The sequence below is a fragment of the Thermaerobacter sp. FW80 genome (assembly GCF_004634385.1).
Lineage (GTDB): Bacteria > Bacillota > Sulfobacillia > Thermaerobacterales > Thermaerobacteraceae > Thermaerobacter > Thermaerobacter composti.
In genome coordinates this window covers 2,560,364-2,573,016 of sequence record NZ_CP037895.1, presented here as the reverse complement: position 1 = coordinate 2,573,016, position 12,653 = coordinate 2,560,364, and the positions used below count along the sequence as shown (strand labels likewise).

Sequence of the window (12,653 nt, the reverse complement as noted above, 5' to 3'; positions counted from 1 at the left end):
GGGGAGGCGGCGATGCGCACGGATCAGGCCGTCACCGTACGCGGCGCCTTGACGGTGGTGGTCAACATCGTCATCGGCGTCGGCATCCTGACGCTCCCTCGCGAGGTGGCCGCCAAGGCGGGTCCCAACAGCGTCCTCGCCACGCTGCTGGGCGCCGTGCCCGTGGCCGTGGCGCTGGCCGCCCTCAACGCCCTGGTGCCGTGGATGCGGCGGCAGCGCCTGGAGCGTGGCCTCGAGGGGCTCATCGGGCGCGGCGCGACGCGCCTGCTGCTGGGCGGCTACTTCGTCTTCTACCTCGCGTTCGCGGCGGTGATCGCCCGGGCCTTCGCCGAGGTGGTCAACGCCAACGTGCTGCGCAACACCCCGGTGGAGGCCATCCTGCTGCCCATGCTGCTGGCCGCGGTGTACCTGGTCCATCACCGCACCGTCACCATCATGCGGGCCATCGAGCTGACCTTCCCCGTGCTCCTGGTGACCCTGGTGGTGCTGGCCCTGGCCACGATGGGGCGCGCCAACGTGATCTACGTCCGCCCCCAGCTGGGGCTGGGATTGGGACCCGTGCTGGAGGGCGTGGCCGCCTCGCTCTTCGCCTACTCGGGGTACGGCATCTACCTGTTCCTCCTGCCGGAGCTGGAAGACCGGCCGCGCCGCCGCCTGCCCTGGCTGGCGGCGGGTACGGTGGGGCTGATCTACAGCATGGTGGTCTTCTCCGCGGTGGCCACCTTCGGCACCGTGGAGGTCCAGCGGATCACCTGGCCGACCATCGAACTGGTGAAGGTCACCCAGATCCCGGGGCGGGTGCTGGAGCGCCTCGAGTCGGCGTTCCTGGCGGTCTGGGTGACGGCGGTTTTCACCACCGTCGGGCCCGGCCTGTTCGCCGCGGCCAAGGCGCTCCAGGCACTCCTGGGGCTCGAGGAGCACCGCGCGCTGGCGCCCATGGCCCTGCCCGTCCTCTACGTGGTGGCGCTGCTGCCGCCCAACTTCGCCGCCGTGGCCCAGGTGCTGATGGTCCTCGGTTGGGCCAGCCTGGTCCTGGAGATCGCCGCGCCCCTGGTGTTGTGGGCGGTGGCCGCCGTGCGCGGGTGGCGCCACCGATCCGCGCCGGCACCACGAACCCGGCCCGCCGTCCCGCACCTCCGCGGCGCCGCCCCCGTCCGGCCGGGTCCCGGCGGCCGCGGGGTGTGAAGGCCGTGGCCCGGCGACGGCCCCGGGGGCGGGCCGACGCGCCGCCCCGCCAAGCGGTACCGGTGGCGGCCCGGCGGACCGCGCCGGGTCCGGGCGGGCCTGGCGGGGGGAGGATCGTCGGTCGGCTGGCCGCCGCGTTGCTCGTCGCCGTTGCCCTGCTGGTGGGGGGCTGCTGGGACGCGCGGGATGTCGAGGATCGGGCCATCGTGCTCGGCGTCGGGCTCGATCGGGCGCCGGGCGGCCGCATCCTGCTCAGCCTCGAGGTGACCGTGCCCGGCGGCACCGCCGCCCGCCCCGGGATCAGCGGCAACCAACCCGGTCAGCGCGGGCGGGCGGCGGGGGAGACCAAGGTGGTGCTGACCGGCACCGGCGACACCGTCCACGAGGCCCTGGCCGCCATGCGCGACGGGGCCCGCTTCGACATCTTCCTGGGTCACGTGCGGGTGGTGCTGGTGGGGGAGGACCTGGCCCGTCAGGGTGTGCTCCAGCACCTGGAGATGTTGGTGCAGAACCCGGAGATCCGCCGGCTGATCCCGCTGGCGGTGGTGGAGGGGCGGGCCCACGACGTCCTCACGATGACCATGGCCCAGGACAGCACGGCCGCCTTCTACCTCAGCCAGATGATCGACGACCTGGTTCGCACCGGCCGCGCCCCCAACGTCGACCTCTCCCGGTTCCTCACCGACGTCTCCGAGCCGGGGATCGATCCCGTGGTGTCCGTGCTGGGGCGCGGGCGCGGCACGGAGGCCGGCATCGCGTTGCAGGGCCTCGGCGTGTTCCAGGACGACCGGATGCGGGCCGTGCTGCGGCCGCCCGACGCGTGGTACCTGATGTGGGCCATGGGCAGCCCGCGGCGCACGACGCTGTTCGTACCCATCCGCGAGGCGGTGGCCGGCGGCCTGATCCTGGACATCTTCCACGTGGACTCGCGTCTGCGCATCGCCGGGCCGGCAGGGGCCCGGCAGGCGACGTTGCGACTCCTCGTCGAGGGTCGGGTGGCCGAGCACCGGGCCGGCGGGGTCGATCTCAGCGACCCGGCCACCATGCACCGCATCCAGACCCGGACCCAGCGGGACCTAGGCAGGCGGGTCGACGCGGTGGTCCGGCAGGCGCGCCGCCTGCGCGCCGACCCCCTCGGCGTCGGGCGCGCGCTGCGGGTGGCCGAGCCGTCCCTGTGGCGACGCCCGGAGCCCGTGCTCCGGCAGGCCGCGGAGGCGCTCCCGCTCCGGGTCGAGGTGGTGGTCCGGGTCCGGCGGACGGGGCTGACCATCCGGTAGGCCGGCCGCCGAGGATGGCCGTCGGCCCGCGGGGACGAGCGGGACCAGCGCCCCGCGGACCCAACCCCGGACCGGGCGCCGAGCCCCGGATCGGGTGACGCCCGGGGCGCTTCCGGCCGGGATGCTGGCCGCAGCGCCCCGGGTCGGCAGGAAGGGGTGGACCCGTGACGCCGTGGATGGCGACGGTGGCGCTGGTGGCGGAGGTCGCCGAGCCGGTGACGGCCGCCATCTTCCTGGTCTGCGGCCTGTTCCTCCTGGAGGTGGAGGCCCGGTCCCCGGCGCTGGACCCGGGCTGCCGCCGCCTGGCCCGCGGGGTGGGATGGGCCTACGTGGGGGTGGCGGCGATCATCGCCGCGTTGCTGCTGCTGGGGATCGTGCCGTGGGGCGTCGCCCGCTCCGGGTAGGCGTCCGTCGCTGCGGGACGCCGCGGCGGTGCCCGTCAAGGGGCCGCCCCGGCGAGGGTCGGGGCGCCGGGCGGCCCCGCTCCACCGCCCGCCGGCGCCGCGTCGATCCGCAGAGCGGCCAGGGGGCGATGGACCCGCTCCCGGACGACCGTGAGGCCTTGACCCGAAGGCCGGTGCCGGCGCGGGGCGCCGGCACCGGCTCGCACGGCCGCGGGCCCGCCGGCTTACGGGCCCCGACCCTGCGCCTCCCAGGGCGCGGGCCTGGCGGCTTGCGGGTGCCGACCCGGCGTCTCGCAGGGCGCGGGCCCGGCGGCTCGCGGGGTGCCGACCCGGCGGTCAGCGCGGCGGCGGCCAGGCCGCCCCCAGGCCGCGCAGGCAGAAGGCGACCAGGGGTTCGACGGCCTCCTCGAGCCGGGCCGGGACCTCCGCCTGCAGCCAGCTGATCACCACCTCGTACAGCGCCCCGATCAGCGCGCGGGCGCTCAGGTCCGCCCGCTGGGGGGGCAGCAGCCCCTCGGCGATGGCCTCGGCGATGTCCTCGGCCACCAGGTCCCACAGCTCCCGATGGATGCGGGCCAGCAGCTCGTCGAAGAGGGGGTGCGCCCCCGGCGCCCGGACCAGCGCGATGTGGGCCAGGTTGCGGTGGGCGCCGAACACCTGCAGGGCGGCGCGGATCGAGGCCGCCAGCTTGTCCAGCTTGGTGCGCTTGCCCGCCCGGGCCGCCACCACCTCCGCCAGGACGCGGCCGTAGAGCCGCTCGATCAGGGCGGCGCACGACTGCTCCTTGTTGGCGAAGTACAGGTAGAAGGTGCCCGTGGCGACCCCGGCTCGCTCGACGATGTCCTTGACGGTGGTCTGGTGGTAGCCGCGGGTGGCGAACTCCTCCGCGGCCGCCGTCAGCAGCTGCTCGTAGCGTTCCTGCAGGCGGGGGTCGTCGCGCCCCGCCAGCGGCGGTTGCCTCCCCATCGCCTCGCTCCCCGGCCAGCCGTCCTGCTCCCGCCCATTCCGTCGCACGGCTGCGGTGGCGCCATCCGCGCCGGTCCCGCCCGCGGCACCGGCGACGACCCCGACGCGATCGGCGCGGAGGCGGTTGGGCCGCAACGCGTTCATTCTAGCATGGCCCGGCGTGGCGGCACATAGGCATGAAGGGACGCCTCCCGGGGTGCCGCGACCGCCCCGGGAGCGAAGGCCCCGGAGGGGGAACCGCCGTGTATCGGGATGAACGCCGCTGGTTCGCCGGCGGCCTCCTGACCGGCCTGTTCGTCCTGATCCTGGCGCTTCGGGTGGCGGCTCCCACCCCCGCCGACGAGATGGTCTCCCCCGCGGGCCCCGCGCCGCTGGTGCCGCGCTTCGCCGTCACCGACCCGCGGGCGCCGGCCAAGAAGAAGCTGCCCATCTACAGCGTCGAGACCGACCGCAAGCGCATCGCCATCTCCTTCGACGCCACCTGGGGGGCCGACAAGACGCCGAAGCTGCTGGAGATCCTGCGCCGGCACCACGTCAAGACCACCTTCTTCCTGGTCAGCATGTGGATCCGCAAGTACCCCGAGGAGACCCGCATGATCGCCCGGGAGGGGCACGAGATCGGGCTGCACTCCGCGACCCATCCCGACTTCCGCACCCTCTCCGACGCCGAGATCCGGCGCGAGCTGGAGGACAACCTGCGCGCCGTGCGCGAGACGACGGGCTTCGAGGCCCGGCTGTTCCGTCCGCCCTTCGGCGCCTACGACGACCGGGTGATCACCGTGGTCGAGGCCATGGGGCTCATCCCCGTCCAGTGGGACGTGGACTCCCTCGACTGGATGGACGTCACGCCGCAGCAGATCGTCCACCGCGTGACGCGGCTGGTGCGGCCCGGATCCATCGTGCTCTTCCACAACAACGCGGAGTCGACGCCCGCCGCCCTGCCGGAGATCTTGCGCCGGCTGCAGGCCGAGGGGTACGAGATCGTCCCCGTCTCGCAGCTCCTGCACAAGGGGCCCTACTACATCGATCACACCGGGCGCCAGATCCCCACCGGCCCGCCGCGTCTGGCTCCTCGCCCCGGGCGATAGGGCTCCCCGCCCTCAGTGCTGCGGCGGGAGGCGTCCCCCGACGGCTGCCGAATGTAAAGAGTTGCGAAATCTTGAATCCGAAGCGGCTCCGTCGAGACGACCCTTGGAGGGCCGAACCCGCGAAGCGGCCGGGGTTCTGGTATTCGAGGGAAGGGGGTGAATCGGGTAAGCCTGTTCGCGCGTCTCGGCTCGCTACTTGTGGGCGACGCCGTAGTGCCCAACTACCCCATTCTGTAGCAGCGTCCGACTGTGTGACCGTTGGTGTGACTCGTTGACACGGTATGGCTGCGTCCGGTACTGCATAGCCGTACTGGCGAGTCTGCTGCGAAAAATGTGGTTATGGTTGTCTGTCGCGCTGCTAACCTCCTCGGAAGAAACGGAAAGCGGGGGCGGGGTTGATGGTTGTTCCCCGCCCTCGGTCTTTACACCATGGTCGGGCTGCTGTACGGGGCCGGGGCCATGGAGGCCTGGCGAACAGCGGCATGGGTGTGGCTGGTCCCGGTGGGGTTGGGGGCGCTAGCGGGGTTCCTCAGCGCCGTGGTGGAGCTGCGGTCCTGGGGCTGGCAGGCGCTGGCGGGGGTCGAGGCCCGGCAGGTGCTGTGGGGTGGGCGGGCCCTCCGCTGGACCTCGCTCGCCGTGGCCCTCGCGGCGTTCGGGACCATTCTGGTCCTGACCGTACCGAGAGCTTTTGCAGAGTGGAGACACCGCGCCGCCGCGGGCGCACTCACCGCGGATACCGCTGGAAGGTCGTGCAGGACATCGTCGCCCGGCTGGAGGCGCAGGCGGAAGCCGCATCGGAAGGAGATCTCGCAGGTTTTCTGGATACCGTCGATCCCGATGCGCCGGCGTACCGAATGGTCAAACGACACTGGTTCGAGGACTTGCAACTCTGGAAGCAGGCGCACCCACGGAGCCGGATGAACATGGAGCCGCAGGACGTGACGTTGCTCGGGGAGCGCTCTGCGCTTGTCACGGTGCGTGTCGAGGTGGTGGACCCCGAGGAACCGGGGGCCTCACAGGTTTATTTGGTCGGCACGGTCTGGGTGAAGCGGGACGACCGCTGGTATGAGCACGGGCTCAACCTGGATGCCCTTGAGCATGCCGGAGTGGTGGTCTGGCACCACGAGCGGATCCCGCAGGAATCTGCCCAAGAGGCCGCGAGGGCTGCGGGGCGGGTCGCGACAAGGCTGAAACGGGAACTACAGCTGACCCCATCTCCTCCGCTGGTTCTGGAATGGCACGCGACACCGGACCACCTGCACCGGTTGCTAGGCCCTAACCTGGGAACCAAACGCGGCATCCCACCGTGGGTGGAGTATGGCGAGCCGTTGCGGGTCGCGGGAAACCACATTCCCTCAGAGGAGCTTCTGGCCTACCTACTGGGCCAGAAGGCTGCGATGGACATGAGCCACAACCACGCCTCCGAGTGGTTGCGGGAGGGAGTAGGGCGGTACGTGACGGACCGGCTCACCGGCCGGGACCTGGCAGCTCTCGTTTCGAGCCTGCGGGAGGCGGGCGGACCGCTGCCGCTGCCCGATCTGCCCCGCTATCAGAACGGCCTAGACCTGCCGCCCGAGCAATGGAACCGGGTGGCGGACACGGCGGTGCTGCTGGTGGCCTACTTGGAAGAGGAGCAGGGGCAGGGGACGCTGGCCCGGGTGCTTGAGGCTCTGGCGCGGCAGCCGGCGGACCCGCGCATGACCGGCCCGGCGACCTTTGACGAACGCAGCCGGGCCACCATCGAGGCCATCGAAGAGGTGACGGGGAAGTCTTGGGCTGACCTTGACCCAGCGTTCCACAGTTGGCTCTACCGTGACAAAGGTCACTAGGTATCACGCGTGAAGTCTGTCGTTTTTTGTCGAAAAGTTCTTGTCACCTTGTGGCAGGATTTCCCGTATTCGTGGTGAAGAGTTTTTCTGCCAAAGCTGAGGGCGCAAAACCGACGGAGATTCAAATCGAACCGCAATGTAGCGTATTCCTGCCAAAATCATGTCGTGTGGTGCCCGACGTACCGTTGGCGGGTTCTGGTTGATGGAGTCGATGATCGCCTGAAAGCCATCCTCCGCGAAGTGGCCGTGAACGACAGGATGACATTACCGCGATGGAAGTCATGCCAGATCATGTTAATCTCCCTGCCGAAGTGGATCCTCAGTTCGGAATTCATCGGCTGGTGCGGCTCATGAAGGAGCGGTCGTCGCGCATTTACCGATGGACGCGGTGGAAGGGAAGTCCAACCATGCCGGCATCCGTTGGCGGGACGGGGCGGTCGAGGGGAAGGGACTTGTCCTCCCCGCCATCATTGATCTGCGTGATCCCGGCGTGGCCCATGCCCTCGGTTGCCGGCTGCAGTTCGTCCGGCTGGTGCGCCGCAAGTTCGCCAACGGCGACCGGTTTTATGTCCAGTTGATCTGTGAGGGCCTTCCGTATGCCCCAACAGCGGATTGGCGAGGGAGTGGTTGGGCCGGATATGGGCCCGTCCACCGTCGCGGCGGTGGGCGAAGACGACGCCCTTCTCGAGCCGTTCTCCGAGGGCGTGGTGCGCCAACACCATGCGACCCGGCGGCATCAGCGGAAGATCGACCGTGCTGGGGCGCCGCGTTGGCAAGGTGGGGGTTGGGCGCGCCCCCACCTTTGCCCATTGATTGGTTAACGGTGATCGGGGGTTGAATGATGGCCTGGCGATTCTGGAGCGGGCGGCGGGACCGGCTGGCGCTGGCGATGATCGGGGCGCTGGTGTTGGGGGTGGGCCTCTCGGTCATCGCCCTGTTGTCCGGTTCCGTGATGGGGACCGTGGTCGAGGTCTACTCCAAGTCGGCCCGCGCTCCGTATGACATCCTGGTGTACGTGCCCCGAGCGAACGGCGAACCGTTGCCGGACCTCCTGCCCCCCAATGACCCCTTGCACCTCGCACCGGGCATCCGTCCCGAACAGGTCGAGGCGATCCGGCACATTCCCGGCGTCGCGCTGGCGGCGCCCCTGGCTGTGGTCGGGTTCATCGAGTTGGGGCCGGGCAAGTTCTTCCCCCGGTATGATCCGGAGGGGCCGGTCTCGCCTCCACGGCGATGGCCGCCGGGGGTCTACCGGGTGACGGAAACGGTCCGTTCCGACCGGGCAGGGTTGAATGAGTCCTTTTCCCGGACGACGTGGGTGGCGGCGAGCGACAACGGCGTGCTGCCGGTGGGGGCTCCAGACGGGATCAGCGACTACTACGCCGCTGGGATTCCGCCGGATTGGGATTCGCTCCAGCCAGCGTACGCCGTGGCGCCCGCACCGGTCTTGCTGGTAGGGGTCGATCCCGGGGCGGAAGCGGCGTTGCTCGGCATGGACCAGGCGGTCACGGAAGGTCGCTATTTTGCTCCTTCGGATGCGGTCCGCAGCGAAGACCGCCTGGCCATTCCGATCGAGGAAGTGAAGGAGACGAACCTGCGATTCGACGATCCGAATCTCCTGCAAGAGCTGGCCCAGTTGCGCAAGGTGCGGGTCGGTCAAGATTTCTACATCCCGGTTCTTGTCAATACCCGGGCCTTGGATGGCGTCCGCGCCGAATTCGTGGTCGAACGGATGGGCCCCGAGGGGCGACCGGTCGACGTCGCCTTCCGGGTGGTCCATGAGGGGCTCGACATCATCCGCGCGAGTCTGGGGGCGGGTTGGCAGGACGACGACATGACCTACTGGCGAGAGGGGTATGTCCGGTGGCGCGGTCTACTGGGCCGGACAACCTTGCTGCCCTACGACGATACCGTCAGCCCCTTTCCCTCCCGCTGGCCCCGGGCGGTCCGTCTGCGGAGCCTGGACGCCACACCATTAAGCGAGGCGTGGGATTCCTCAAGGATTGTCAACGCTTACTATGAACGGAACTATCTTTCCCTGCGGCAAGCCCGATTCATTGAGGTCGATCCCCGCATCACGGACACCCGCAAAGCCTCCTTCGGGCGCGTCTACCGCTCCTTTCAACTCCCGCACCGGTCGGCCGCGGCCATCTTCCCAGAGGTCGTCGGCTACTTCGACCCCCAGCGGCTGGCGGTCAGCAAAGACGCAAAGGGCCGGCCGCTGGAGACCTACCGCCCGGCCGAGGCGACCCTGGTGCTCGATCCCCAGGGGCGGCCGGTCAATCCCCCACAGACGATCCAGGGCGGGCTCACCCCCACCGACTTTCTGACCTCCCCGCCGGTGTTCGTCACCACCCTGGAGGCGGCCCTGAAGATCGAGGGCGAGGACGCCATCAACGCCGTGCGGGTCAAGATCGAGGGCAGCGAGCAGATCACCCCCGAGACCATCGCCCGGGCGCGGGACATCGCGCGGACGATCGAGGAGCAGACGGGCCTGGTGGCCCGGGTCACCATGGGAGCGGCCCCGGCCCGGGTGCTGATCGAGGTGCCGGAGTCCAACGGTCACCCGGCCCTGGGCTGGGTGGAAGACGTGTGGCTCGACCTGTCGGGTGCGGTGACGGCGGTGGAGCAGGCGGAGTTTGGCCACGGGGCCTTCGTGGTGGTGGCGCTGGTGGTGGGGTTGCTGTATGCGGTCGCCACGGCCCTGACGGGGATCACCGCCCGGCGGCGGGAGCTGGGGGTGGCGGCAGCGGTGGGTTGGCCGGGGCGGGCGCTGGGGCGGCTGGCGGTGGGAGAACAGGCGCTGCTCGGTGGCGCGGTGGGGCTGATGGCGGCGCTGGCGGCGGCGGTGGGGGGGCTGCCCGCGGGCGCGGTGGGCTTGATCCTGCTGGCGGGGCCGGTGCTGTACCTGCCGGCCATGGTGGCGGCGGGGTGGGCGGTGCGGGATGTGACGCCCGGGGAGGCGGTGCGGTGGGGCGATGTGGCCCCGGGGCGGCGGGTGCTGCCGGGGAGTGGGATCGTGCCGCTGGCGGTGGCGAGCCTGTTCGGGCGGCCGGGGCGGACGCTCTTGACGGGGCTCGCCGTGGCCCTGCCGACGGGCCTGATCCTGCTCTTGAGTCACATCGCCCTGCACCTGCGGGGGGTGCTGTACACGACCATCACGGGCGAATACGCGGCGCCGAAGGTCGGGCCGATCCAGTACGCCCTCGGGGTGGTGGCGCTGGTGGTGGCGGCGGTGACGGCCTTTGATCTGATTCGCCAGAACGCCATCGACCACCGGCAGGAGCGGGCGCTGCTGCACGCGCTGGGGTGGCCGCGGGGGTGGATCGGGCGGCTGATGGTGGCGGAGGGAGCGCTGCTGGGGCTTTTGGCGGGCGTGGCAGGCGACCTGCTGGGGATGGGCGTGGTCGGGCTATTGTATGGGACCGGCGGCCTGCAAGCCTGGCGAACGGCGCTGTGGGTGTGGCTGGTGCCGGTGGGGCTCGGGGCGCTGACGGGGTGGCTCAGTGCCCTGCTGGAACTGCGATCGTGGGGCTGGCAGGCGCTGGCGGGGGTGGAGGCCGGACAGGTGCTGCGGGACGGGCGGTGGTGGCGGTGGGCGTTTTGGGCCGGCGTGCTGGCGCTCCTGGGAGCCGCCGTGGCGCTGATCGCAGCAGGCGGCATCCGGTGACGCGGTGTGCACCGCGCGGCGTCGCCGGCAACCTCGCGACGGGAATCCGGGTCCGGGGACGGCGCAGGGCCGGCTCCTGGCGACCGGTCGGAATCGGAATGGGGAAAGGAGCCGTCGATGTGAACGACCGAACGGGCTTGGCACCTGGGGCGGGCCGCGACGGGAACCCGCAGGGGCCCGCAGGCGAAAAGGCGCTGGTGGTGGAGGGGCTCACCAAGTCCTACCGCATCGGTGACACCCAGGTCGACGTCCTCAAGGGGGTGGACCTGGTCCTCGAGCGGGGGGAGAAGGTGGCCCTGGTGGGCCATTCCGGGTCGGGCAAGTCCACGCTCCTCTCCATCATCGCCGGGCTGCAACCACCCAACGAGGGGCGGGTGAGCGCCGCCGGAGTGGACGTGACCGCGACGCGGCCTGCCGATCTGGCACGGTTCCGGTTCCAGCACGTCGGGTTCGTGTTCCAGCAATACCACCTGATCCCGACCCTGACCGCGCTCGAGAACGTCATGCTGCCCTGCGTGCCCTGGAAGGTGGGCTACGATCCCAGGGAGCGGGCCCGGGAGCTGCTCGAGCTGGTCGGGTTGGGCCACCGCTTGAACCACCTGCCCGCCCAACTCTCCGGCGGAGAACAGCAGCGGGTCTGCATCGCCCGGGCCCTGATCAACCACCCCACGCTGCTGCTGGCCGACGAGCCGACCGGGAACCTGGACGAGGATTCCGAACGCGACGTGATGCGCCTCATCCACGACCTGGCGGACCGCTTCGGCATGACCGTCCTGTTCGTCACTCATGACCTCGGCCTGGCCAGGGCATTCCAACGGGTGGTCCGCCTGAAGGGAGGGGTTGTCGTCCCGGAGGCGTGAACGCCCCCTCCGGTGGGACGCGACCGGTGCAGGTCGGACGGATCTTGGGTTGACGTGGAGCCGGCGGGAGCCGGTTGACAGGAACCGCCCCCATGGTCTCCGAATGGAAGGGACGGAGCGGTCGGGGGCCGGATCCCTCACCGGACGAACCCGGCCCCGTACCCGCCTGGGGGTGAGCCCATGACACTGGGGGGGCCTGAACCGGCCGCCGCGGCGGTGCGGACGGTGGTCAGCCGGGCGACGGACCCGGCGCCGCCGGGGATGCCCACCACCGGCCCGCTGGTCGACCGGTTCGGCCGGGTGGTGCGGAAGCTGCGCATCTCGCTGACGGACCGGTGCAACTTCCGCTGCGTGTACTGCATGCCGGAGGGCGACATCCCCTGGATCCCGAGCGAGGAGATCCTGACCTTCGACGAGATCCAGCGGGTCGTGCGCCTCTGCGCCGCCATGGGGGTGGAGAAGATCCGCCTGACGGGCGGCGAGCCGTTGCTGCGGCCCGGCGTCGAGGAGCTGGTCGCCCGCCTGGTGCGGATCCCGGGCATCCGGTCCGTCAGCATGACGACCAACGGGTTCCTCCTGCCCCAGAAGGCGGCGGCGCTCAAGGCGGCGGGCCTGAGCGGCATCAACATCAGCCTGGACTCCCTGGACCGGGACCGGTTTCGCCAGCTCACGCGGCGGGACGAGCTCGATCGCGTGCTGGAGGGCATCGCCGCGGCCGCCGCCGCGGGCCTTGGGCCGATCAAGATCAACGCGGTGGTGATGCGCGGGATCAACGACGGCGAGGTGGAGACCTTCCTGCGCTGGGCCCGGGAACAGCCCGTGGAGCTCACCGTGCGGTTCATCGAGTTCATGCCCCTTGACGGTTCCAACGTGTGGACCCGGGAGCTGGTCTACACCGCCGCGGAGATCCTCGAACAGGCGCAGCGCATCGCACCCGTGGAGCCGGTGAACAACGACCCCGCCGACCCCGCCCGCCTCTACCGCTTCGCCGACGGGCGGGGCACCTTCGGCATCATCGCCTCGGTGACCCAGCCCTTCTGCGCCAGTTGCGACCGCATCCGCCTGACGGCCGACGGCAAGATCCGCAACTGCCTGTTCGCCGTCGAGGAGTTCGACCTGCGCGAGCTGCTGCGCGGCGGGGCCGACGACGCGACCCTGGCGGCGGCCATCCGCCGGGCCGTCTGGGTCAAGTGGCGCGGGCATCTGATCGATCAGAAGGGGTTCGTCAAGCCCCAGCGGGCGATGTACGCCATCGGCGGCTAGCCGGTGGAGGAGGGGCGCTGGGGCACGGCGGCCCGCGTCCGCCCGCGCGGCAGCGACGGGACTGGCCCCCGTCCCTCCTTGGCGCTATGCTGGTTGGCGATGGGAGGGATG

Annotated in this window: 9 protein-coding genes and 1 pseudogene; 9 read left to right on the top strand and 1 reads right to left on the bottom strand. The window is 70.9% G+C overall.

Annotation, left to right across the window (positions count from 1 at the left end; all coding sequences use genetic code 11):
- Window positions 1-12: 12 nt before the first annotated feature.
- The 3 genes from E1B22_RS10705 to E1B22_RS10695 all read left to right on the top strand — a co-directional run bounded on the left by E1B22_RS10705 (window position 13) and on the right by E1B22_RS10695 (window position 2,866).
- Window positions 13-1,185 carry a GerAB/ArcD/ProY family transporter gene (locus E1B22_RS10705; protein WP_135225647.1) on the top strand — a complete coding sequence of 391 codons (1,173 nt, stop codon included), beginning with the start codon at window positions 13-15 and terminating at the stop codon, window positions 1,183-1,185.
- A gap of 137 nt (window positions 1,186-1,322) precedes the next feature.
- Window positions 1,323-2,462 (top strand): Ger(x)C family spore germination protein, encoded by a 1,140-nt coding sequence (locus tag E1B22_RS10700; RefSeq protein ID WP_167758916.1) that lies wholly within the window; start codon window positions 1,323-1,325, stop codon window positions 2,460-2,462.
- Between the two features lie 164 nt (window positions 2,463-2,626).
- The gene (locus E1B22_RS10695) at window positions 2,627-2,866 is read left to right on the top strand and encodes a hypothetical protein (protein ID WP_135225645.1); all 240 of its coding nucleotides are present in this window, start codon (window positions 2,627-2,629) and stop codon (window positions 2,864-2,866) included.
- Window positions 2,867-3,202: 336 nt separating this feature from the next.
- Here the strand turns inward: E1B22_RS10695 and E1B22_RS10690 are convergent, their stop codons facing one another.
- The gene (locus E1B22_RS10690; protein ID WP_135225644.1) at window positions 3,203-3,832 is read right to left on the bottom strand and encodes a TetR/AcrR family transcriptional regulator; all 630 of its coding nucleotides are present in this window, start codon (window positions 3,830-3,832) and stop codon (window positions 3,203-3,205) included.
- Between the two features lie 242 nt (window positions 3,833-4,074).
- On the opposite strand from E1B22_RS10690, the gene E1B22_RS10685 reads away from it, so the two are divergent.
- The 6 genes and pseudogenes from E1B22_RS10685 to moaA all read left to right on the top strand — a co-directional run bounded on the left by E1B22_RS10685 (window position 4,075) and on the right by moaA (window position 12,542).
- Window positions 4,075-4,920 (top strand): polysaccharide deacetylase family protein, encoded by an 846-nt coding sequence (locus tag E1B22_RS10685; RefSeq protein ID WP_135225643.1) that lies wholly within the window; start codon window positions 4,075-4,077, stop codon window positions 4,918-4,920.
- A 749-nt stretch (window positions 4,921-5,669) separates the two neighbouring features.
- Window positions 5,670-6,749 carry a hypothetical protein gene (locus E1B22_RS10680; RefSeq protein WP_135225642.1) on the top strand — a complete coding sequence of 360 codons (1,080 nt, stop codon included), beginning with the start codon at window positions 5,670-5,672 and terminating at the stop codon, window positions 6,747-6,749.
- 87 nt (window positions 6,750-6,836) lie between these two features.
- A pseudogene (gene tnpA / locus E1B22_RS14130) lies at window positions 6,837-7,327 on the top strand (IS200/IS605 family transposase).
- A gap of 263 nt (window positions 7,328-7,590) precedes the next feature.
- Window positions 7,591-10,419, top strand: a complete 2,829-nt coding sequence (locus E1B22_RS13965; RefSeq protein WP_135225641.1) for an FtsX-like permease family protein — start codon at window positions 7,591-7,593, stop codon at window positions 10,417-10,419.
- 119 nt (window positions 10,420-10,538) lie between these two features.
- Window positions 10,539-11,279 carry an ABC transporter ATP-binding protein gene (locus E1B22_RS10665; protein WP_207669864.1) on the top strand — a complete coding sequence of 247 codons (741 nt, stop codon included), beginning with the start codon at window positions 10,539-10,541 and terminating at the stop codon, window positions 11,277-11,279.
- A 180-nt stretch (window positions 11,280-11,459) separates the two neighbouring features.
- On the top strand, window positions 11,460-12,542 hold the full coding sequence (gene moaA / locus E1B22_RS10660) for a GTP 3',8-cyclase MoaA (RefSeq protein ID WP_135225639.1): 1,083 nt from the start codon (window positions 11,460-11,462) through the stop codon (window positions 12,540-12,542).
- Window positions 12,543-12,653 lie beyond the last annotated feature (111 nt).

What these genes read in the sequence shown, in the direction of transcription:
- E1B22_RS10705 (WP_135225647.1), top strand. Translation starts at nt 13, where the DNA reads ATGCGCACGGATCAGGCCGTCACCGTACGCGGCGCCTTGACGGTGGTG.
- E1B22_RS10690 (WP_135225644.1), bottom strand. Translation starts at nt 3,832, where the DNA reads ATGGGGAGGCAACCGCCGCTGGCGGGGCGCGACGACCCCCGCCTGCAG.
- E1B22_RS13965 (WP_135225641.1), top strand. Translation starts at nt 7,591, where the DNA reads ATGGCCTGGCGATTCTGGAGCGGGCGGCGGGACCGGCTGGCGCTGGCG.
- moaA (WP_135225639.1), top strand. Translation starts at nt 11,460, where the DNA reads ATGACACTGGGGGGGCCTGAACCGGCCGCCGCGGCGGTGCGGACGGTG.